This window comes from Amycolatopsis sp. NBC_00355, assembly GCF_036104975.1.
Lineage (GTDB): Bacteria > Actinomycetota > Actinomycetes > Mycobacteriales > Pseudonocardiaceae > Amycolatopsis.
Map to the genome: position 1 here is coordinate 1892434 of NZ_CP107982.1, position 20773 is coordinate 1913206.

The following is a 20773-nucleotide window of genomic DNA, read 5'->3' on the forward strand; positions in this document are numbered from 1 at the left end:
CTGGTCACAGGTGGTCACCCGGGACCGGCGGATCGATCCAGAATCTGCTGCGCTGGAAGGGGTAGCCGGGCAACGGCACCCGGCCCGGCTCGGCGCCGTCGTGCCGCGCGGCCCAGTCGACGTCGCCACCGCGCACCCAGCGGGTGGCCAGTTCGCCGGCCGCACCGGGGGGCCCGGCGACGTCCGTGCCGCCGGCCAGCAAGACGTCGAGGGCGTCGACGGCCTCCGCGGCGGTCGACGCGACCACGGCGGCACGGGCCGCGAACTCCCGGCGTCCGACCGCGAGGGTGTAGGCGACGTCGGCCAGGGGCGGCGGGTCGTCGGCGAGCCGGTCACGCAGCCGGGAAAGCGCTTCGCGCAACGCTTCCGGGTCCCGCGCGGACACCGGCAGCACGTACGGACCGTCGGCGGTGACCCGCGGCCCGGTGGCCGGGGCCTCTTCGACGACGACGTGGACGTTGGTGCCGCCCATCCCGAACGAGCTGACGCCGGCCACCCGTCGTTCCGCGTCCGGCCAGTCGGTGGCCTTCACCGGGACGTAGCAGGGGCCGCCGGCCAGGTCGACCTCCGGGTGCGGCGCGGTGAAGTGCAGGTTGGGCGGGATCACGCCGTGGCGGACGGACAGCACGGTCTTGATCAGCCCGGCCACACCGGCGGCGGCGTCGAGGTGCCCGATGTTCGTCTTGACCGAGCCGAGCGCGCAGGTGCCCGGAGGCAGGTCGCCGTACACCCGGTTCAGGGCCGCGACCTCGATCGCGTCGCCCAGGGGCGTACCGCTGCCGTGGGCCTCGATCAGCCGCACCTCGGCCGGGTCGACCCCGGCGACGGCCAGCGCCTCGGCGACGGCGGCGGCCTGCCCGGCCGGCCCCGGCACGGCGTACCCGGCGCGGTCGGGCCCGTCGTTGGTCATCGCCCAGCCGGGCAGGACGGCGTGGATGTGGTCGTGGTCGGCGAGCGCGTCGGACAGCCGCCGCAACACGACGACCCCGGCACCGGAGCCGAATCCGGCGCCTTCGGCCGCGACGTCGAAGGCGCGGCACCGGCCGTCCGGTGAGGCGAGACCACCGCTGCGGTACCGCGGCCAAGTGACGCTCACGCCCCCGGCGAGCGCCAGGTCACAGCGGTATTCGGCGAGGCTCTGCGCCGCGAGCCCGACCGCGGCGAGCGAGCTGGAGCAGGCGCTTTGGACGGCGATCGCGGGTCCGGTCAGGCCGAGCCGGTAGGCGACCTGGCCGGGCAGGTGGTCGGTCAGCTGGCGGCCGAGCAGCCGGGCTTCCCAGTCGTCCGGGTCGACGTCGCCGGTCACGGCCGGGTTCCCGAAGAGGTGGAACAGGAAGTAGCGGTTCACCCCGGCGGAGGTGAAGACGCCGACCGGGCCGGTTTCGCGGGCCGGATCGCGGCCCGCGTCTTCCAGGGCGCGCCACGCCGTCTCCAGGAAGAGGCGGTGCTGCGGGTCGGTGCGGGCGGCCTCGTCGGCGGTGAACCCGAAGAACTCCGCGTCGAAGTCCTCGACGCCGTCCAGCCGCCCGCCGGCGCGGACGTGCGCCGGGTCGGCGCGCAGGCCGGGCCCGATGCCGAGCGCGGCGAGCTCGTCGTCGGTGTGGTCGTGGATCGCGTCGACCCCGGCGCACAGGTTCCACCAGAACGCCGGTGCGTCCGGGGCGCCCGGGAAGCGGCAAGCCAGGCCGACGACGGCGATCAGGTCGCTGCCGTCCACGTCCGACGGCGGCTCGGCGCCCCGCGGACGGTCCGAAGTGGACTCGTCGAGGTACGCCGCCTGGGCCGCGACGGTGGGATGTTCCAGCAGGTCGAGCAGCGGGACGTCCGTGTCGAACTCCGCGGCGAGCCGCTGCTGGACCCGCCCCAGCAGCAGGGAATGCCCGCCGACGTCGAAGAACGCGTCCGAGGTGCCGAAGTTCGCGTGGCCGAGTACTTCGTGCCAGATCGCGTGGACCTGCTGTTCGGCCTCGGACAGCGGCGCGATTTCGGCCGGTGTGGAGGGCCGCGGCGCCGGAAGTGCTTCTTCGTCGAGCTTGCCGGTGACGGTCAGCGGGAACGCCGCCACGACGATCACCGCGGCGGGCACGGCATACCCGGGCAGGACCTCGGTGAGCCCGGTGCGCAGCGCCACCGGGTCCGGCCCGGCGTCCGGAGCAGGGACGACGTAGGCCAGGAGCTCGCCGTCGCGGACGATGGCCCGCGCTTCGGCCACCTCGGCGTGCTCCGCGAGCTTCGCCTCGATCTCGGTCAGCTCGACGCGGAAGCCGCGTACCTTGACCTGCCGGTCCAGCCGGCCCAGGCAGACGAGGTTCCCGTCCGGCAGGACCTCGCCGAGGTCGCCGGTGCGGTAGGTGCGGAGCCCGGCCGCGGTCGTGCCGAACGCCGGGCCCGGCCGGTCGAGGTAGCCCTCGGCCAGGAACTCGCTCCGGACCTCCAGCTCACCACCGTCCAGGACGGTCAGCTCGTAACCCGGGAGCGCGGTGCCGATCGGCAGCGGGCCGGTGGCGTCCGGGTCGACGTCGGCGCTGGTCAGGCGGTGGTGCGCGGCGAAGGTCACCTCGGTCGCGCCGTAGCCGTTGACGAACACGCAGCCGTCGGCGAACCGGCCGCGGCGGACGTCGGCGTAGGTGGCGGGCTCACCGCCCAGGAGCACGGTCCGCACCGACGGCAGCGCGCCGTCGAAGCTGTCGAGCAGGTAGCGGTAGACCGTCGGCGTCGAGTGGTAGACGGTCACCTCGTGCCGCGCCAGCTCCCGCGCGGCGTGCGCGACCCCGTGGACGCGCAGGTCCACCGGCACCACGGCGGCGCCGGTCAGCAGCGCGGGGTACAGGTCCGGGATCGCGGCGTCGAAGCCGAAGGAGGCCAGCAGGCTCAGCCGGTCCGCCGCGGTGACGCCGAGGCTCGCGATCTGGTTGTCCACCACGTGCAGCAGGTTGCGGTGGGTCTGCGCGAAGGCCTTGGGCGTGCCGGTGGAGCCCGACGTGAACAGCACGTAGGCCGTCGTGTCCGGGTCCGGGTCGGGGACCGGCAGCGGCGCGGTCTCCGGCCCGGTCCGGACGACGCGAGCGGACCCGTTGTCGCACAAGGCTTCCGCGAGCTCCACGTGCTCGGCGTCGGCCAGCACGGCCGACACACGGGCGGCGCCGACCTGGTGCGCGAGCCGGTCGCGCGGGAACGTCGGGTCCAGCGGGACGTACGCGCACCCGGCGGCGAGCGTGCCCAGGATCGCGGCGATCGCCCGCGTGCCGTGCCCGGTGACGAGACCGACCCGGTCGCCGGGCCGGACGCCCGCGTCGAGCAGCCGCGCGGCGTGCCCGCCGGCGAGCCCCGCCAGCCGGGCGTAGCTCACCACCGCGTCGTGCTCGACGACGGCGATCCGGTCGGGCGACTGCCGGGGGATTCCTTCGAAGCGTCTGATGCAGCCGGCTTGCGTCATCGCTCGAGGAGCGCCCGTTCCGACGGTGATTGGGCGCGCGGCAGCCAAAGCGGTGACGTCGACTTCATCTCACTCCCCAGTGCGATTCATGGTGAAGAATCACGCAAGGTTAAAGCTCACGACGTCCCGTGTGGATACGTAATCCGCAGAGTTAGTCCGAATGGACTATCGATCCGGGGCTCGACGTGGTGTTTTCCCACGTGATCGACAGCTTGGCGCGTCCGGAACGTCGACCTATGTCGCACTGGCGACCACAGTGGACACCCGGCCGGCTACTCCCTGCGACAATGCCGGAAAGTTATTCGCCCGGTCGGATATTCACCGACTCCCGCCACGGAAATCGACTTTCCGCACGGCACGGAGTGGCATTTTCACGAAATCGATCCAGAACCCGCCGGGGCGGCGCTAACCCGCGTTCGCCAGGAAGCCGCCGCCCACCGGCGCGTCCGCCATCAGGCACGCGTGGCACGGCATCCCCCGCAGGCCGTCGAGCACTTCGGCCTCGCCGGGGAAGATCGACTCGCCGCACAGGGCCGCCAGGTACTCGGGGACGGCGCCGGGGGCCGGGACGGGGATCAGGTGACAGACGCGTCTGCTTTCGCCGACGACGCCTCGGCGTAGCCGCACCAGTGCGAGCATCCCACCGTTTTCACCCATGATCGAAAGGTAGGCCCGAAACCGCGGGAAGACTTCGTGTCCCGGACCCAACGATCTTCGGCCGGTGTGGTCTGCGACACCAAAGCCTCAGAGCACCGCGGCGCCGAGCCGGTGGCACAGGCTCAGGGCGAGCTCGACGTCCAGGCGGTTCGTGCCGAGCTCGCGCGGCAGCAGTTCCTGGGCCTTGCGGACGCGGTACTGCACGGAGTTCTTGTGCATCGTCAGCTCGGCCGCCGCCGCGGTGTAGCTGCCGCCGGAGGCGAGGAAGACGTGGAGGGTTTCGCGCAGGCGCCCGCAGTTCTCGTCGTCGGCGGCCAGCGGCCCGAGGGTGCTCGTGATCCACAGGCGGGCCGCGTTGAGGTCGGACGTCAGCAGCGCCATCGTGCCGACCTCGCGGAAGGTCAGCGCGCGGTCGCAGTGCTCACCGGCCGCGAGCGCCAGCGCGTGCACCCGCAGGGCCTGGTGGTGGGTGTCGCGGAAGCCGCCGACGCCGGTCGCGGGGTCACCGACGGTCACCCGGACGCCGGGTTCGGCCGCCGCGAGGACCTCGTCGAGGTGGGCGCGGCCGATCGTGACGTCGCGGCCGAGCGGCAGCCACACCCACGCGCTCGCCTCGTCGCGCGGCACGAACAGCGGCCGCCCGTGGTCCTGGACGCGGCCGAGCACCGCGGCCGCGACCGACTCCAGCACCGACAGCACGTCGTCCGCGGTTCCGGTGTGCCAGAGGATCATCCCGGCGTGCGTGCCGCGCAGCCGGTAGCCGATCACGGCCTCGGCCGCGTCGACGGACGCGGCGTCGAGCGGGCCGTGGTTCTCCCCCAGCAGCTCCTGCACTTTGGCCGCCCGCGCCGCGCTCCGGTTGAGCAGCCACCGGTCGCGTTCGTCCTGGTAGACGGTGATCAGCTGCCGGGTGACCCGGGTGACGAACTCGAAGACGACCTTCAGCAGCCGGCGCATCATCTCGCCGAGCAGCTCGGCCTCGGCGACCTGGCGGGTGCACTCCTGGAACCCGAAGTCCAGCATCGCGGCCTGCCCGACGTCGTAGGCCCGGATCAGGTCGAACACCGGCGTGCCGCGCTGCGCCAGCCGCCGCGCGTACTCGAGCGCGGCGGCCGGCGCCTCGACGTGGGCCGGGTCGATGCTGTGCTGGAGGATCTGCAGCCCGGTCTCGATGTTCTGGTAGACGCTCGCGGTCAGCAGGCTGACCATCCGCTCGTCGTCGTGGACCAGCTGCGGCAGCTCCGCGGCGTAGAGCTGCACCAGGTCGCCGGTGAGGTCACCCGCGCGATCGGCCAGCGAGGCGGCGACCTGCCGGATCCGCTCCGAGACGGTTTCTTCGTCCACCATGGAGCCACCCTAGAGGTGAACGATCATGCTTTCACCAGGAACTCGTCGACCAATTCGAACGTCGCGGCCGGATTCTGCACCGCGGGCAGATGCCCGGCACCCGCCACGACCTCGAACCGGGCGTCCGCGAACCCCGCCGCGTAGGCCTCGCCGAACGCCGGCGGGACGACCGTGTCCTCGTCGCCCCAGATCAGCAGAGCCGGGATCCGGACCCGCGCGAGGCGGCGCAGCAGCTTGGGATCGCCCATCCCCGGACCGGTGTAGACCTGCATCGTCGCCAGGTCGGCGGGTGCGGGCCCCGGCGCGCCGGGCTGCGGCCGCGGCATCCGGACCGGAAGGCCGTCGATCGCCGGGCCGATGCCGTCGAGCACGACGAGCGCGCCGATCCGGTGCCCGCGGTCGCGCACGGCCATTTCGGACGCGACCCAGCCGCCGAACGAGCCGGCCACGACGACGACGTCGGTGAGGTCTTCGTCCTCCAGTAGGTCGAGGTAGGTGACGGCGAGGCTGTCGACGCCGGTGAACCACTCCGGGCGCGGCGTGCCGCCCCAGCCCGGGTGGGTTGGCGCGAGCACCCGGTTTTCCGGCGCGAAGTGCTCGACGACCGGCGCGATGCCGCGCGGTCCGGCGCCGCCGTGCAAGGCGAGCACGGGACGGCCGCCTTCGCCGGTGTCGGTGAGGTGCAGTTCCAGCTCCGGGCCGGGCCGGAGGATCTTCGCGGTCATGGTGGCGCCTTTCGGGAGCGGGGAGTTCAGGTCAGTGCGAGAGCATCAGGTCGACCATCGCGCGGGCGCGTCCGGCCGGAAGCTCTCGGCGAGGTTGTCCGCCGACCCCCGCGCGGCCTCTTCCGCTCGCGGGAACAGCGCGGTCTCGTAGGCCGAGAGAGCGCTTTCGACGTCGTCGTGCCCGGACAGCGCGACGGCCAGTTCGGCGGAGTCGAGCATCGCGAGGTTGGCGCCCTCGCCGGCGAACGGCGACATCACGTGCGCGGCGTCGCCGAGCAGGGTCACCCCCGGCACGCGCGCCCACCGGTGACCGACCGGCAGGGCGTGGATCGGCCGGGGCACCAGGGTGTCGTCGCTGTCCGAGATGAGCGCCCGCAGCCCGGCATCGAAGTCGGCGAAGACCTCGAGCAGCCGTGCGCGGGTCCCGGCCGGGTCGGTGGGGTCGACCAGCCCGGTCACCGTCTCGGCCGGCGCCTGCAGGGCGGCGTAGACGCGGATCCGGCCGCCGCCGTTGCGCTGGGCGATCAGGCCTTTCCCGTCGGCCGGCGCGAACATCGAGCCCGCGCCGACCAGCGCGGCCACGGCCGGGTGCGCGGTGTCCACATCGGACAGATGAGCCTCGACGAAGGACAGTCCCGAGTAGACCGGGACGGCGTCCGACAGCAACGGCCGGACCTTCGACCAGGCCCCGTCCGCGCCGACGACCAGGTCGGACTCGAGGACTTCGCCGGTGTCCAGGGTGAGCCGGCCGGCCGCCACCGCGGTCACTTTCGTGCCCCAGCGGACAACTCCGTCCGGCAAGGACTCGACGAGGATCCGTTTGAGCGCGCCGCGGTCGACCTCGGGCCGGGTGCCGCCGCTCGCGTCGGCGGTCTCCTCGAACCGGACGACGCCGTGCTTGTCCAGGATGCGCAGCGCCTCGCCTTCGTCACGGGCGATCGCGTGGAACCGCTCGGTCAAGCCGGCCTCGGCCAGCGCGTGCTACCCCGATTCTTCGCGCAGGTCCAACGTGCCGCCCTGGTCGCGGGCGGCCGGGGAGGCGTCGAGTTCGCAGACGGTCGCGGCGATGCCGCGGGTGTGCAGGACACGGGCCAGGGTGAGGCCGCCCAGGCCGCCCCCGACGATCGTGACGTGGGTGGTGGTCGTCATCGCTGTTCGTTCCGGGGGCGCGTGGTGCTCAGCGCGCCGTTCAGCAGGACGTCGAACGCCCAGCGCGCACGGGACAGGCCCGGTCCGGACACGAGATCCGGGCCCAGCGCCGCGATGTGCGGATAGGTCTGCGCGGAGAGGCCGGCGAGCGTCTCGACGAGCACGTCGTGCTCCCGCTCGGCGCCGGGCTTTTCCTGGCGGCTGCCGTGTTCGACGGCGGTCGCGGTGGCGATCAGCAGCAGCACGTCGACGGCCCACGCGGCCTGCCCCGGCGGCATCCCGCCTTCGTCGAGCAGCGCGAGCACCGCTTCGACGACAGCCAGGTAGTGCGACCCGCTCAGCCGGGTCACCAGCGCGACCCGGGCGAGGCTCGGGTGGGCGAACAGCACCGAGCGGTAGGAGCCCAGCACCGCCCAGAGCCGGTCACGCCACTCCCCCGCGCCGCCGTCGCCGAGGTCGACCTCGGCGAGCAGCTCGTCGAGCATCGCGGCGTGCAGTTCCTCGGTGTCCTTGACGTACACGTAGAGCGAGGCGGGACCGGTGTCGAGCTCCTTGGCCAGCCGGCGCATGGTGACGCGCTCGGCACCTTCGGCGCGCATGACGGCGACCGCCGTCGCCACGATGCCTCGACGCGTCAGAGCCGGCTTCGCCGGACGTTCCCGGCGACTGGATGTGCTGTTCTCGGCCATACATCCACCGTAGCGAACATGTTCGTTACGATCACGTTCGGAACGAACATGTTCGTATGACGCCGGTCACGCCCGCAGAACCTGCCCAGAAGGGATCAGGGACCGAGGGTCCCCGACCGGCGCCGCTCCGGCGTGGCCAGGACGGCCCAGACGACCTTGCCGCCCGTCCACCGCTTGCTGCTCCCCCACGCCCGGGCGGTCTGCGCCACGATCCGCAGGCCCAGGCCGGGCTCCAGCAGGTCGGGCTGGTCGAGCAGCACCGCGGGCCGGGGATCGTCGTCGCTCACCGCGATCGTCAGCAGGTCCCGCCGCAGCTCCAGGCGCAACCGCGGCAGCGAAGCCGTGTGCCGGGAAGCGTTGTCCGTGAGCTCCGCCGCGATGAGCGTGCCGTCGTACTCGAGCGCGGGCACGCCCCATTCGCCGGTCCGCGCACTGACGAATGCGCGCGCCTGCGCGATCCCGGCTTCCCCGCGCGCGAGTGTCCGCTCCGCGCGGCGGCGGATCGGGTGCGGCAACGCCTCCTCCGCGGCCTCGACGTCGGCGTACACCGGGACGAACCGGTCCAGGCCGAAGGAGCCGAACGCCTCGATGTGCGCGGGCTGCCGGGTCACCAGGGAGAACGGGATGCCCGGCCAGCGCTCGAGCCGGGTGGCGACGAACGGGAACAGGCTCGGCGAGTGCAGGTCCATGACCAGGCCGTCGATGTCCGCGATCAGCCCCGGCGGGGTATCGGCGGCGATCTTCAGGAGGCCGTCACGCAGGAAGGGGTAGCCCGTGATGTCGAGCCGCCCGGTCACGAAGACCAACGCGCTCGCGTTCCGGTTCCGCAGCTCGATCCCGATGCCCTCAGGCACGGGCACCGGCCGGCTGGCGCGATCGCGCCGTCGATCCCATGGCCGTCACGCTAGTCCTCCCCCGGGACGGCGCAAAGGGCCCGGTCGCGCCGTGATGCTGATTCGACGAGCACACAGCGATGGTCACGAGCGTCGCGGCCGTGACGCGGCGGTCGTCCGGCGCGGAGTTCCGCCGGAGGCGACCGGACCGGCTACCGCCGTCTCCGGGACGCCGAACGGGTCGCCGCACTGATCCGGCAGGACCAGTCCGCGCCATTTCCGAAAAGAACCCGAAACATTCCCGAAACCCGGCGTGGACCAGTCCACTAACTGGTCTGGACCAGATCGGGCAAATAGCCGGAATTCCAGGTTTTCTCTTGCCTGACAACGTGGTCTCGCGGTATGGCGGACCAATTCGGGCAGAAGTCCGGGTTTTTCCCGGGAAATTATCCCCATCCGACTTTCGGCGGTGTGCCGAATCCCGACCGGCCGGTATATCTGAACGCTCCGCATCCGCCACGGCCGGCCCCGCGCACCGGCCGGCCGGCTGCCGCCCGCACCCCGCCTCCGGAGGAACCATGCACCGCTTGGCCCCGGCCCGCGAGCACGTCATCGGGCTCTACCGCATCGTCATCGGCTTCCTGTTCGCCTGTCACGGCGCCAAGTCGCTGTTCGGGCTCTTCGGCGCGAAGTCCACCGTCGCCGTCGGCGCGTGGCCGGGCTGGTGGGCCGCGGTGATCCAGCTCGTCTGCGGCGCGCTGGTCTGCGTCGGGCTCGGTACCCGGGTCGCCGCCGTGCTCGGCTCGGGCTCGATGGCGTTCGCCTACTTCACGGTGCACCTGCCGACCGGCCTGCTCCCGATCCAGAACGGCGGCGAGGCCGCGACCCTGTTCTGCTGGGCACTGCTGACCGTCGCGTTCATCGGCCCGGGCCGCTTCGCGTTGAGCACTCTCCTTACCCGGCAACGCACTTCGGCACCGGAGCAGGATCACGTCCGGGCGGACGAACTCGCGTCCTGAGACCCTACGGGCGCGAGATGCCGACGCCGCCGCGGACGTCAGGGCCGTACTTCGCCATCTCGCGCGCGAGGTCCAGCCGGCCGATGGCCTTGCTCTTGTCGCGATCCGCGTCGGTCAGCAGCTCGCGCGGGATGATCCAGACGACCTCGAACTCGATCCCGCTCGGATCCTTGGCGTACAACGACTTCGTGGTGCCGTGGTCGGACGAGCCGACCAGCGCGCCGGCCGCTTCGAGACGGCCGGCGATGAGGTCCAGGTCGCCGAGGGTGTCGACCTCCCACGCGAGGTGGTACAGGCCGACCGACGTCTGCCCGGCGCCGGAGTCCTCGGCGTGCGCGCCGAGCTCGAACAGGCCGAGGTCGTGGTCGTTGGTCGAGCCGGGCGCCCGCAGGAAGGCCGCGCCGCGGTGGGCGTCGCCGCCCTCGATGTAGTCGAACCCCAGGAGGTCCCGGTAGAACGCCACGCTCTCGGCCACGTTCCGGACGTACAGCACGGCGTGGTTCAGGCGAAAGATCGACATCGGCTCTCCTGGCACGTGCTGCGCGCGCGAATCGGTTGAAGTTTCAACTTAAGGCTAGGCGCGAAGCAGCGAACGGTCAAGCGAGCGTGAGCGATCCTCGATCAGCCCGAAAGACCCACTCTCAGTGGGCCCTGCGACCGACCGGGCGACAAACCTTCGACACCGCATCGAGGCTCTGGTCGAACGGCCCCGGGGTTCGTAGGGTTGATCCACCGCAGGACAACGTGTCAGCTGTCCCGCGGGCGGTGATGCCCCCGGATCCGACCTTTCCCCGAAGCCTCGCCCGGGGCATCACCGCGCAGCACTGCGTCAAACAGCGTTTCCTTCAAGCGTTCAACTCACGGTGCCGCTCTCCCACCACCAGCTCTGCGAGCCGTACGCGTACTCGATGCGGCTGTCGACGTGCTGGTGGGCGTCCGAGAGTGTGTAGCGCTCCAACCCGGAGAACCCGCAGGCCTCGGCGAGGACGTACACCTGGCGTGTGCTCAGGCCGCTGACGTAGATGTCCGCTGCCGTGCCGTAGACGTGCATGCTGTTCGACGCGCCGCCGATGGCCTGGTTGTGCGCGACGCTGCGAAAGCCCGACGAGATCGTGATCGCCCGGTTGCCACCCTTCGCCCGCAGGGCTTCGAGCTTGTACATCAGCCGCCGGACGTTCTCCTTGACCGTCGCCGAGCCGACCTTGCCGCCACCGAAACCCGTACCGTCATTGGACGTGAATTCGCTGAATTCGAAGTGCGACGTCGAGCCGTCCGCGGATTCCAGCGCATTGAGGGTCGCGAAGTCGTCCGCGTCCGCGACACCGTCGGCCGTCAGGTGGTTCGCGGCCTGGAACCGTTTCAGGGCGGCTTCGGTGCCGGGACCGAATTCACCGTCGACGGCGACGTACGTCTGCTGCGGGCCGTCGGCGGCCCAGCCCGCGACGCGGATCTGCAGTTCCTTCACGGCCGCGCCGGTCGAACCGGACCGCAACGACGACGGCCACGAGTAGGCCGCCGCGATCCCGGGGAACGCCGCCATCGCGGCAAGGCTGCCGGCCAGGGCGACCCCGGTCCCGGCCGCGGCCTTGAGCAGGGTGCGGCGGCCGATGCCGGCGGACGGGCGGAACAGGCTCATCGAGGCCTCCGGAGTACTCGGCGAACGAAGCCCGCAGCAGACACGGGCCGCCCAAACATCCGCCAACACCCCGGCCGCCCCGCGCCGGGACCCGCCGTGCTCGGCGCACGGCTCGTGAATTCTTGACGATCGGGGCGAACCCGGCCACCTTCACTCTCGGTTAACTCAGCGCTGAGCCATTTTGCTTAGCCCTAAGTTAAACGAGAGGGGGTAACCATGCGCATCACCGCGTTTGGCGCGAGCAGCCTGACCGTGCTCCACACCCCGGATTTCACGGCGGACTGGGGCCGATCGCCTTGGCCCCCACCGCACAACTGGCCGCCTGTCGCGACGAGAGCGGCGTCGGCTAAGCCGACCTGAGCCCGGCCGCCCTCTCGGAGCCCAGCGTCCAGGCCGGCACCTGCCGGCTGGTCGTCGACACAGACGGCCGCTGACGTCATTTACATACATGGTGCATGTATGTAACTATAGCTCGCATGACGAGAAGCGAATCCTTGGGTCGGGAGCACCGGGTCCGGCTGCCGGCGGGTGAGGTGCGGTACTTCGAGCGGGGCAGCGGCGCGCCCGTGGTGTTCGTCCACGGCGTGCTGACGAACGCGCAGCTGTGGCGGAAGGTGGTGCCGGACGTCGCGGCGGCCGGGTTCCGTTGTGTGGCCCCGGATCTGCCGCTGGGCTCGCACGACCTCCCGATGCGAGCGGATGCCGACCTCTCCCCCGCCGGCGCCGCCGACGTCATCGCGGACCTCCTGGAGGCGCTGGACCTGCGCGACGTCACACTGGTCGCGAACGACACCGGCGGCGCGCTGACGCAGATCATGCTCAGCCGCCGCCCGGACCGGGTCGGGCGGGTGGTGCTCACGCCGTCCGACTGCTTCGAGTACTTCTTCCCGCCGATCTTCAAGCCGCTGCCCGCGATCGCGCGGATCCCGGGGTCGATGGCCGTGCTCGGTCAGCTGCTGCGGTTCCGCGTGCTGTACCCGCTGCCGATGCTGTTCGGCTGGGTCGTCAAGCGACCGCTGCCCGACGACGTCGCGCAGGCCTACCTCGCGCCGCTGCGGAAGTCCGCCGGAGTGCGGCGCGACCTGCGCAAGCTGCTGCGTGACGTGCACCCGAGGCACACCTTGGCCGCCGCCGAGGCGCTGCGGACGTTCGACCGGCCGGTGCTGCTCGCCTGGGCGAGCGAGGACAAGCTGTTCCCGATCTCGCTCGCCCACCGGCTCGCCGCGCTGCTGCCGGACGCGAAGCTCGTCGAGATCGCGGACTCCTACACGTTCGTCTCGGAGGACCAGCCCGCCGCGCTGGCGCGGCACGTGATCGAGTTCGCGGGCGTCATGGCAGATTAGGCGGGTGCGACGTACCCAGCAGGACCGCTCCGCAGGCACGAAGGCCGCCCTGGTCGCCGCCGCGCGCGAGCTGTTCGCCACCCGCGGCTACCAGGCCGTGCCGGCGGACGAGATCACCCGCGCGGCGGGCGTCACCCGCGGCGCGCTGTACCACCACTACGCCGACAAGCAGGGTTTGTTCCGCGCGGTGGTCGAGGAGCTGGAACGCGAACTGACCGAAGAGGTCGGCGCCGCGTTCGCCCGGGGCGCCGACCCGCTGACCGGCATGACGCTCGGCCTCGGCGTGTTCCTCGACGCCTGCCTGCGCGAAGACGTCCGCCGGATCTCCCTCACCGACGCGCCCGCCGTGCTGGGCTGGGACGTCTGGCGCGAGATCGAGGCGGAGTACGGCCTCGGCCTGATCATCAGCGTGCTGGACCAGGCCCGGGCGGACGGGCTGATCGTCGAACTGCCGGTCCCCGCGCTGGCGCAGCTGGTGCTGAGCGCGGTGATGGAGGCGGCCCGGATGATCGCCGCCGCGGACGACCCGGCGCGGACCCGTGCCGACGTCCAGCAGGTGCTCGGCGCCTGGCTGGCGAGCCTGCTGAAGGCCTAGGATTCTTCGGCCAGCCGGGCCGGCGTGACGCCTTCGGGCACGTCGACGGCGTCGAACCACCCGCAGGCCGGGTCGCCGGGCGGCCGGTCGAACCGGGTGACGTACGGCTTCACGTCGAGCACCGGCGTGCCGTCGAGGAGATCGACACCGGCGAACCGGATCGTGGTGCCGGAGACGTCGAGCAGCCGGATGAGGCTGAGCCCGATCGGGTTCGGCCGGCGCGGGCCGCGGGTGGCGAAGATGCCCATCCGGCGGCCTTCGCGGCGCAGCAGGTACGGCACCTGCGTGAGACCGCCCGGTCGGTCGGGCCGGTCCAGCCAGCTGAGCAGCCACGCGTAGTCGAACCCGGCGAGCCCGGCCAGTCCCTCGGCGAAGCGTGCGTCGAGTTCGATCGTGCCTTCCTCGGCACGGTTCGCGGCGGCCTGGACGGGGGTGTGCTCGAGCTCCGTCCGGGCGGTGCGCACGACGCCGATCGCGGGCAGGGGCGAGGTCATCGGCCCAGCCTAGGTGCCCGCGACCGGCGTCGCGGTCGCGCTAGGCCGTGACCAGCGAAACGCCGAACGTCTGCAGGATCTCGTTCACCGGCTGGAACCACGTCTCGCCGCCGGAGCTGCAGTTGCCCCAGCCACCGGAGGTGACGCCCTGCGCCTGGTCACCGGTGATGAAGGAGCCGCCCGAGTCGCCGGGCTCGGCGCAGACGTTGGTACGGGTCACCTGGTAGACGGCGCCCTGGGAGTAGTTGACGGTTTCGTTCAGCCCCTCCACGACACCGCAGTGCCAGTGCGTCGTCGAACCCGAGCGGCACACCGAGGTGCCGACGGGCGCGACCCAGGAGCCGCGCACGAGCGCGTCGCTGACCGTGCCCCAGCCGAGCACGACCGGCGCGTTCCACCAGCCGTTGCCGGTGCGGATGAACGAATAGTCGTTGCCGGGGAAGGAAGAACCGGCGAACGTGCCCATCGCCGAGCCGTCCCAGCCGACGACCGAGCTGCCGGCGCCGCCGCAGTGCCCGGCGCTGACGAACCCGCCGTTCACGGAGAAGCCGATCGAGCAGCGGGTGTTGCCGTTGATGTAGTACGGGTCGCCGCCGACTGTCCCGGCCGCGAACGTCTCGGCCTTCGGCGTCGAGGTCACGGTGACGGGGCCGGCTTTCCGGGCCTGCGCGACAAAAGCGTCGACGTCGGCGCCCTGCGCGCCGGGCCGGAGGGTGACGACGACACTGCCGCTGCGCGCGTCGGTCCGCCAGCCACTGACACCGGCCGGCGCGGGATGCGCCTTGGCCGCCGAGTCGATGGCGGCTTTCGCCGCGTCCAGTTTCGCCGCGCTGATCACGGCGGTCGTCGGCTCGGCGCCCGCCTGCCGGACGGCGGCGGCCGCGGCCGGGTCGGTCACGCCGACGACGAGCTTGCCGAGCGCGGGATCGAACCAGGCCCCGCCGAAGGCCGCACCGGCGGCGCGCTGCGCGTCCGGCAGCACCCGCGAGGCGGTCGTCTCTTGCCCCAGCCGGGTTTCGGCTTGGGCGGCGGTCAGCCCGAAATCCCGTTGCATGGCGGCGATCAGGCCGGGCGACGCCTGCGCGACGGCGGGGGCGAGAGCGGTGGTGGCGAGACTGGCGGTGAGGACGGCGGCGCCGCCGAGAGCCAGGGCGATTCTTCGACGCATGGGGAACTCCTCCGAGGCCGGGGGAAAGAAACACACTGTCCGCCGAGTGTGCGGCCGGGTTCGCGGCAGGTCCAGAATTGTCCGGTTTTCTGTCCGGAATTCGCAGGGGCGAACGACTGTCCACTGCGGACTGAAGCCCTGGTTTTGTTGCGCTGCAACACGTTCTGCACGCGCCAGAGAGGCGCGAATCGGCTGGTGGCCGTTCGCGCCGCGTGGGCCCTGCCTCCGTTGCAACGTTGTAAAAGGTCTGAACCAAGTACAACACGCATGGACGCCGGGAACCAGAAACCAGGGACTGCAGGGCACCAGACGTGCATGACAGTCCCCCGCCGCGGCCTGGATCCGAGGTGCGGTCCGAGCCCGCGGGCCTGGCGCGCGGATCGAGGCGCGGTCCCGGTGCGGCCGGCAGGCGGATCCGGGGCGCCGCTCGGACGGCGAGCCAGGCGCGGCGCACCGGCTTGCGACATCCGGGGCACAGCCCGAACCGGGCACAGCGCGCCGGCGTGCAGAGCGCAGCCCCGAATCCCGGACGGCGAGCCCGGCACAGCCGAAGGCGCGCGCGGAGCCGAGGGCGCAGCCAGAGGCCCGGCGCGGTGCCGGCGCAGCCGGAGGCCCGGCGCGCGGAGCCGAGGGCGCAGCCCGAATCAGCTGAGCGCCGTGAGCCGGCACGCGGATCCCAGGCGCCGCTCTGACGGCGAGCCAGGCGCAGCCCGGCGCAGCGCCAACACGGAGCCCGGGCACAGCCCGAATCCGCGAGCCAAGCAAGGAGAGCCGGTGCGTGGATTCCAAGCCGCAGCCCGGAGCGTGAGCCGCCCGAGGGCGCGATCGAAGCCACCCCCTTCGTTGACAGCCCGGTCACCGCCGCGACGGAATCGTATTTCCTATAGGCCGCCGAGGCCGTGCGGCGGGCCGCCGCGTCGCGCCGCTGGACCTGTTCTGACTGGAAGAGCCGCTGCCGACGTGTCCGGGCTCGCCGCCTCGACGTCCGTGCCGATCGCCGTCGGCGAGTCGCTTTACTCGGTCGCACAGTTCCGCGACCACCTGCACCGCGGCGCGGCCTCGATCGTGCAGCCCGACGTCGCCCGGGTCGGCGGCATCACGCCCTGGCTCAAGGTGGCCCACCTGGCCGAAGCCTTCAACGTCGAGGCCTGCCCACACTTACTGATGGAACCGCACGTGAGCCTCGCCGCGGCGGTGCCGAACGGCCGTTACGTCGAGCACATCCCGCAGCTGCGGGCGATCACCCGCACGGAAATGACGTCGAAAACGGCCACGCGGTGCCCCCGGGAAACCCCCGGCCTCGGAATCGACCGGGATCGCGACGCGATGGACGACCGCCGCGTTTCCCGAACCGGAAAACACGCGCGTCCGCCCGGCCACCCGAAAGGGCGACCGGGCGGAAAAGGCGCGGAATCAGATTTCGTCGACCTGGTAGGCGACCACCCGGGCCGGTACCAGCAGCGCGCCGGTGCATTCCGCGACCGCCGGGCCGAAGCCGTACGGCACGAAGTCGCCGACCACATACCAGAACGCGCTGCCGTTCGAGCAGTGCGCGATCACCCGGTAGCCGTAGCCCTCACCGGGGAAACAGCTGACCGAGACACCTTGGCCGAAAAGGATGCCGTACCGCTCCCCGAAGCACCCGGGTGGCGCGAAATCACTGCCGGCCGCGGCCGCGGTACCGACCGTCAGACCGAACAGGGAAAAAACAGCGACGGCGAGAACCGCCAATTTCCTTCGCATGACCACTCCTCAGCACGGAGAACCCCGACGGAACCGAGCCTAGAACTGCGAAAGAATTACGGGCAATTCATCGGGCAAGTGAACTCCGCGCAGCGGAAAGTCACGACGCTGCTCCATCCGGGCTAGTCCGTGCCCCGGGCCGGCTCGCGGAGGGGTGACGACCGGGGGCGTTTCTCTTGCTGCTGAAACAAACCTCGGCCGGACGGTCAGCGGGCGAACGCGGTCAGGAAGCGATCGCGGAAGGAGTCCATCTTCCACACCGGCGCCTGCGCGGCCGGGTGCAGCCCGTCCGTCCAGCCCCAGCCGGAGATCCGGTCCAGCACCTTCGGGTCCTTCGCGACGATTGTGATCGGCACGTCGTGGACCGCGCCCTGCGGGGTGACGACCGGCGGCTGGTGGTCGCCGAGGAACACCAGCACCAGGTTGTCGTCGCCGTAGTGCTGCACGAAGGAGATGAGCGTCTTGAGCGAGTAGTCGGTGGCGTCGCGGTAGGCGTCGCGGATCTTCGCGGGGTCCTTCCAGACCGACTCGGGCGCCTCGCCCGCACCCGGCTGGGGCGCGAAGATCGAGCCGTCGCCGACCTGGTTCCAGTCGACCAGCCAGGGCCGCGGCGACCACGGCGCGTGGCTGGAGACGAGGTCCACCTCGGCCATCACCGGCTTTTGGGCCGGTTTCGCCAGCTCGTTGCGCTGCAGCATGGAGAGCGTGTACTGATCCGGCATCGTGGCGTAGGCGAACCCCGGGCCCCGGTAGCCGATGTTCCGGAAGTCGTAGTAGGCGTCCGGGTGGTAGAACCGCTGCCCCTCCGGCCAGTCCTTCGTGTGCGCGGGCACGTCCCAGACGGTCTTCCAGCCCGCCTTCTGGAACGCGCCGCCCAGGGTCAGCCGATCACTGTCGAGGAGGTTGTTGTAGCGCTGCTGGTTGTCGATCCACATGCCGGACTCGACGGTGGAGTGCGCGAGCCAGCTGCCGCCGCCGAACGTCGAGGACGAGAGGAACGCGCTCTTCGCGCCGATGCCGGCCGCGCGCAGCTGCGCGGTGCCCGCGTCGAGCGTCGCGCCGATCTTCGGCGCGAACCCCGGGTCGTCGAGCGCGACGCGGCCGTAGCTCTCCACGAACGTGAGCACCACGTTCTTGCCGCGCAGCCCGGCCAGCAGCTGGTCACCGGAGGTGTTCCGGAACGCGTCCTCGGCGGCCAGCTCGCTGAACGGCTGCTGTTCCCGCAGGTCGGTGCTCACCTGGCGCAGGTCGTCGTAGGCCAGGGCCGCGGCGTTCTGGGCCGCGACCGGCTGGCCCGGCGCGATCTCGACGCCGAAGACCGAGCAGACGATCCAGATCACGCCGAGCACGGCGACCACCCGCGTCGCGCCGGTCCGCCGGCCGGCCGCGATCCGGGTCAGCCGCAGCATCGCGAGCACCGTGAAGACGACGATCGCGAGCGAGAGGACCACGGCCCCGGCCAGCACGGCGTACGCGCCCGCGTCGCCGATCTCGCCGGCGAGGAACTCGACGCCCGCGGTGAAGAAGCTCCAGTCGTAGACGGGGTCGAACGGCTTCTCGAGGGTCGCGTAGAAGCCGGTGTCGAGCGCCTTCATGATCGTGAGCAGGCCCAGCACCAGGCCGCCCAGCACCGCGACCACCGTGCGCGCCCGCGGCGGCAGGACCAGCACGAACGCGGCCACGATCAGGCCTTCCACCGGCACCCGGACCAGGGCTTCCGGCGAGAACGAGGTGAGGTCGTCCGGCGCGAGGAGCGCGAACAGCACCAGCAGCGCGGCCAGGACGGTGAGCACCACGCTCGCGACGGCGTGCCGCCGGGCGGCCCGCGGCAGCCCGAAGTCGGGCAGTGCCGCACCTCCGCCCGGGGTGCGGCGGCGGGCTCGCCGCGACCGCGGCAGACCGGTGGTTCCCATCATGGCGCGGCCTCACATCACAGTTCACGGGGTGATCGCCGGGCCCGTGCGGCGGGGACGGCGATCCTCACCCGGTATACGGCTCGGGGCGGTGCGAGGTTCACGCCGCCGAGCCGCGGGCGGGCGGAGGCGGCCGTTCCCCGACGATCAGCCGCTCGGCGCCCGGTCGTACATTTCGTACATCGGCGACTTTCCGGGTCGGCCGTCACGCTCACCGCGTCGAGGACGTCACGGGCGGCTTCGGTCCGGGAAATGGCGACCGGGAATCCCGTCCGTGCCCGACGCCGGGCGCGGATGCCCGCACCTGCCGTGGGTGGCCCCGAAAGGAATCGGCCGATACCCGATATCCCCGCGGCCAAACCCGGATCTCCGTCTTTCACCCACGAAAGAGCCCTGATACCCCCTACAGGGGAAGGAAATCGGCCGTTCGGTTGCGAGCCGGTCGGCCGGGTGTTTTGCTCGTGAAGACCCAAGCCCCGCTATTCCGAACGGAGTCCTACCGATGAGTCTTTTCGACAAGGCGAAAGAGGCCCTGGGCAACAACCCCGACAAGGCCGACCAGGGCATCGACAAGGCCGCCGAAGCCGCCAAGGGGCGGTTCGGCGAGCACGCCGACAAGATCGACCAGGGCTCGGACAAGGTGAAGGACTTCCTGCACAAGCAGGGCGGCGGCCAGCAGGACGCGCCGCCGCAGTGAGTCGGGCGCCGGTGACTGCCCAGCCGTCCGGGCGAAGCACGCTTCGCTCGCGCCTCGGCTGGGTACCACCGGCTCCGTGGTCGCCACCTACCTCGTCCCCGTCCGGACCGCCCTCTACCTGTTCCCGCTCATCGTCCTGCTCGTCATGCTGCCGGCGGCGTTCGTCAGCTACCGGCGCCGAGGGCGCGCGGGCGGGTGGACGACGGTCGTCTTCTACACCTTCGTGTTCTACCTCCTGGCGATCGCGACGCAGACGATCCTGCCGCTGCCCGACAACGCGAACTTCTGCGCGGGACACAGCTACGCCAGTTCTCCCCAGCTGCGGCCGTTCTACTTCGTCGAAGTCGTCTCGCAGCGCGCCCGCGGCCACTGGAGCCCCGGCGCGATCCTGCACAACCCCGCTGTCTGGACCACCGCGCTCAACGTCGCGATGCTGGTCCCGCTCGGCCTGTTCCTCCGCTACGCCCAGCGGATGCGCGCCGTGCCGACGATCCTGGCCGGGTTCGGCCTCTCCCTCCTGTTCGAGCTGACGCAGCTCACCGGGCTGTGGTTCGTCTACCCGTGCCCGTACCGCCTGTTCAGCGTCGACGACCTCATCCTGAACACCGCAGGTGCCGCGCTCGGCTGGCTGATCGCCGGCCCGCTCGGCCGGGTGCTGCCCGCGCTGCAGCCGGACCACGACCACCGCCGCTACGCCACGAAGGTCACCTTCACCCGGCGGCTGTTCGCGCTGGCCACCGACCTGCTCGGGTTCGCCGCGCTGCTGGGGTTCCTGTTCGGCCTGCTGACGCTGTTCGGCGAGGACCTGCGCCACCGCGACACGCCGGTCGTCATCCTCGCGATCGTGTGGTTCGTGGTCCTGCCCGCGGTGACCGGGTCGACGCCGGGCAAGCGGGCGATGCTGCTGCGGGTCGCGCGGCGCAGCGGCCGCCGGGCCGGGCCCATATCGCTGCTGGTCCGCAACGGCGTCCTGCTGTCCCCCCTGTGGCTGACTTGGATGCTGCTGGACCTGGACCGCTGGGACCTCGGCGAGCACCCCGAACAGCTGCTGCTGCCGCTCGCGCTGGCGGCGTCGTTCTTCGTCGTGCTCGTGTGGACCCCGCTGGCCGTCCTGCTCGACAACGAGCACCGCGCACCCTACGAACGGCTGACCCGCACCGTGAACCTCGCGATCGTGCCCTCACCTGCGAGCACGCCGCCCGAACCGGTCCCCGAACCGGCCCGGACCAAGGAAGTCCTTTAAGGACGGCACGCCCACCGCACTGCCCGCGCCCGGGGCCGCTGGTAGATTTTCCCGGACGGGTTGAGCTGCCAGCCCGCAGTCAGACG

At 71.7% G+C, this 20773-nt stretch carries 17 protein-coding genes and 1 pseudogene; 6 read left to right on the forward strand and 12 right to left on the reverse strand.

Annotated features, from left to right (window positions below):
• Positions 1-4: 4 nt before the first annotated feature.
• From OHS18_RS07535 to OHS18_RS07570, 7 genes and pseudogenes are all read right to left on the reverse strand, one after another.
• Entirely contained in the window at positions 5-3436 is a 3432-nt protein-coding gene (locus OHS18_RS07535) for an AMP-binding protein (protein WP_328616438.1), read from the reverse strand.
• Between the two features lie 405 nt (positions 3437-3841).
• Entirely contained in the window at positions 3842-4093 is a 252-nt protein-coding gene (locus OHS18_RS07540; protein ID WP_328616439.1) for a hypothetical protein, read from the reverse strand.
• Between the two features lie 87 nt (positions 4094-4180).
• Positions 4181-5440 (reverse strand): PucR family transcriptional regulator, encoded by a 1260-nt coding sequence (locus OHS18_RS07545; protein WP_328454607.1) that lies wholly within the window; start codon positions 5438-5440, stop codon positions 4181-4183.
• Positions 5441-5463: 23 nt separating this feature from the next.
• On the reverse strand, positions 5464-6165 hold the full coding sequence (locus tag OHS18_RS07550; protein WP_328616440.1) for an alpha/beta fold hydrolase: 702 nt from the start codon (positions 6163-6165) through the stop codon (positions 5464-5466).
• A gap of 45 nt (positions 6166-6210) precedes the next feature.
• Positions 6211-7314: pseudogene (locus OHS18_RS07555) on the reverse strand (FAD-dependent oxidoreductase).
• Entirely contained in the window at positions 7311-8003 is a 693-nt protein-coding gene (locus OHS18_RS07565; protein WP_328616443.1) for a TetR/AcrR family transcriptional regulator, read from the reverse strand. The pseudogene OHS18_RS07555 and the gene OHS18_RS07565 overlap by 4 nt, the downstream one beginning before the upstream one ends.
• A 95-nt stretch (positions 8004-8098) precedes the next feature.
• Complete coding sequence (locus OHS18_RS07570; protein WP_328454601.1) at positions 8099-8857, reverse strand: ATP-binding protein; 759 nt, start codon at positions 8855-8857, stop codon at positions 8099-8101.
• 557 nt (positions 8858-9414) lie between these two features.
• Here OHS18_RS07570 and OHS18_RS07575 point away from each other — a divergent pair.
• Positions 9415-9855 (forward strand): DoxX family protein, encoded by a 441-nt coding sequence (locus OHS18_RS07575; RefSeq protein WP_328616444.1) that lies wholly within the window; start codon positions 9415-9417, stop codon positions 9853-9855.
• A 4-nt stretch (positions 9856-9859) separates the two neighbouring features.
• Here the strand turns inward: OHS18_RS07575 and OHS18_RS07580 are convergent, their stop codons facing one another.
• Together OHS18_RS07580 and OHS18_RS07585 are read right to left on the reverse strand one after the other, a co-directional pair.
• A complete protein-coding gene (locus OHS18_RS07580) occupies positions 9860-10375 on the reverse strand; it encodes a VOC family protein (RefSeq protein WP_328454597.1) in 516 nt (171 codons plus the stop codon).
• A 333-nt stretch (positions 10376-10708) separates the two neighbouring features.
• The gene (locus OHS18_RS07585) at positions 10709-11491 is read right to left on the reverse strand and encodes a D-Ala-D-Ala carboxypeptidase family metallohydrolase (RefSeq protein ID WP_328616445.1); all 783 of its coding nucleotides are present in this window, start codon (positions 11489-11491) and stop codon (positions 10709-10711) included.
• Positions 11492-11967: 476 nt separating this feature from the next.
• Here OHS18_RS07585 and OHS18_RS07590 point away from each other — a divergent pair, with 476 nt between their 5' ends.
• Both OHS18_RS07590 and OHS18_RS07595 read left to right on the forward strand, forming a co-directional pair.
• A complete protein-coding gene (locus OHS18_RS07590) occupies positions 11968-12834 on the forward strand; it encodes an alpha/beta fold hydrolase (RefSeq protein WP_328616446.1) in 867 nt (288 codons plus the stop codon).
• A gap of 4 nt (positions 12835-12838) precedes the next feature.
• Complete coding sequence (locus OHS18_RS07595) at positions 12839-13429, forward strand: TetR/AcrR family transcriptional regulator (protein WP_328616447.1); 591 nt, start codon at positions 12839-12841, stop codon at positions 13427-13429.
• On the opposite strand, the gene tsaA is transcribed toward OHS18_RS07595, so the two are convergent.
• On the reverse strand, positions 13426-13923 hold the full coding sequence (tsaA, locus tag OHS18_RS07600) for a tRNA (N6-threonylcarbamoyladenosine(37)-N6)-methyltransferase TrmO (RefSeq protein WP_328454586.1): 498 nt from the start codon (positions 13921-13923) through the stop codon (positions 13426-13428). The genes OHS18_RS07595 and tsaA overlap by 4 nt on opposite strands.
• Before the next feature lie 40 nt (positions 13924-13963).
• Positions 13964-15091, reverse strand: coding sequence for a S1 family peptidase (locus tag OHS18_RS07605; RefSeq protein ID WP_328616448.1), 1128 nt, complete (start codon positions 15089-15091; stop codon positions 13964-13966).
• A 960-nt stretch (positions 15092-16051) separates the two neighbouring features.
• Between OHS18_RS07605 and OHS18_RS07610 the strand changes: the two genes are divergently transcribed.
• On the forward strand, positions 16052-16960 hold the full coding sequence (locus OHS18_RS07610; protein WP_328616449.1) for an enolase C-terminal domain-like protein: 909 nt from the start codon (positions 16052-16054) through the stop codon (positions 16958-16960).
• Between the two features lie 80 nt (positions 16961-17040).
• On the opposite strand, the gene OHS18_RS07615 is transcribed toward OHS18_RS07610, so the two are convergent.
• Positions 17041-18750 carry a sulfatase gene (locus OHS18_RS07615; protein WP_328616450.1) on the reverse strand — a complete coding sequence of 570 codons (1710 nt, stop codon included), beginning with the start codon at positions 18748-18750 and terminating at the stop codon, positions 17041-17043.
• A gap of 499 nt (positions 18751-19249) precedes the next feature.
• On the opposite strand from OHS18_RS07615, the gene OHS18_RS07620 reads away from it, so the two are divergent.
• Together OHS18_RS07620 and OHS18_RS07625 are read left to right on the forward strand one after the other, a co-directional pair.
• Entirely contained in the window at positions 19250-19444 is a 195-nt protein-coding gene (locus tag OHS18_RS07620; RefSeq protein WP_328454576.1) for an antitoxin, read from the forward strand.
• Between the two features lie 76 nt (positions 19445-19520).
• A complete protein-coding gene (locus tag OHS18_RS07625; protein WP_328616451.1) occupies positions 19521-20687 on the forward strand; it encodes a VanZ family protein in 1167 nt (388 codons plus the stop codon).
• Positions 20688-20773: the final 86 nt, after the last annotated feature.

Bases quoted from the DNA above. Each gene is read 5' to 3' on its own strand.
- OHS18_RS07620 (WP_328454576.1), top strand. From the start codon at position 19,250: ATGAGTCTTTTCGACAAGGCGAAAGAGGCCCTGGGCAACAACCCCGAC.
- tsaA (WP_328454586.1), bottom strand. From the start codon at position 13,923: ATGACCTCGCCCCTGCCCGCGATCGGCGTCGTGCGCACCGCCCGGACG.
- OHS18_RS07575 (WP_328616444.1), top strand. From the start codon at position 9,415: ATGCACCGCTTGGCCCCGGCCCGCGAGCACGTCATCGGGCTCTACCGC.
- OHS18_RS07605 (WP_328616448.1), bottom strand. From the start codon at position 15,091: ATGCGTCGAAGAATCGCCCTGGCTCTCGGCGGCGCCGCCGTCCTCACC.
- OHS18_RS07535 (WP_328616438.1), bottom strand. From the start codon at position 3,436: ATGACGCAAGCCGGCTGCATCAGACGCTTCGAAGGAATCCCCCGGCAG.
- OHS18_RS07550 (WP_328616440.1), bottom strand. From the start codon at position 6,165: ATGACCGCGAAGATCCTCCGGCCCGGCCCGGAGCTGGAACTGCACCTC.
- OHS18_RS07545 (WP_328454607.1), bottom strand. From the start codon at position 5,440: ATGGTGGACGAAGAAACCGTCTCGGAGCGGATCCGGCAGGTCGCCGCC.
- OHS18_RS07585 (WP_328616445.1), bottom strand. From the start codon at position 11,491: ATGAGCCTGTTCCGCCCGTCCGCCGGCATCGGCCGCCGCACCCTGCTC.
- OHS18_RS07565 (WP_328616443.1), bottom strand. From the start codon at position 8,003: ATGGCCGAGAACAGCACATCCAGTCGCCGGGAACGTCCGGCGAAGCCG.
- OHS18_RS07580 (WP_328454597.1), bottom strand. From the start codon at position 10,375: ATGTCGATCTTTCGCCTGAACCACGCCGTGCTGTACGTCCGGAACGTG.
- OHS18_RS07590 (WP_328616446.1), top strand. From the start codon at position 11,968: ATGACGAGAAGCGAATCCTTGGGTCGGGAGCACCGGGTCCGGCTGCCG.
- OHS18_RS07615 (WP_328616450.1), bottom strand. From the start codon at position 18,750: ATGATGGGAACCACCGGTCTGCCGCGGTCGCGGCGAGCCCGCCGCCGC.
- OHS18_RS07540 (WP_328616439.1), bottom strand. From the start codon at position 4,093: ATGGGTGAAAACGGTGGGATGCTCGCACTGGTGCGGCTACGCCGAGGC.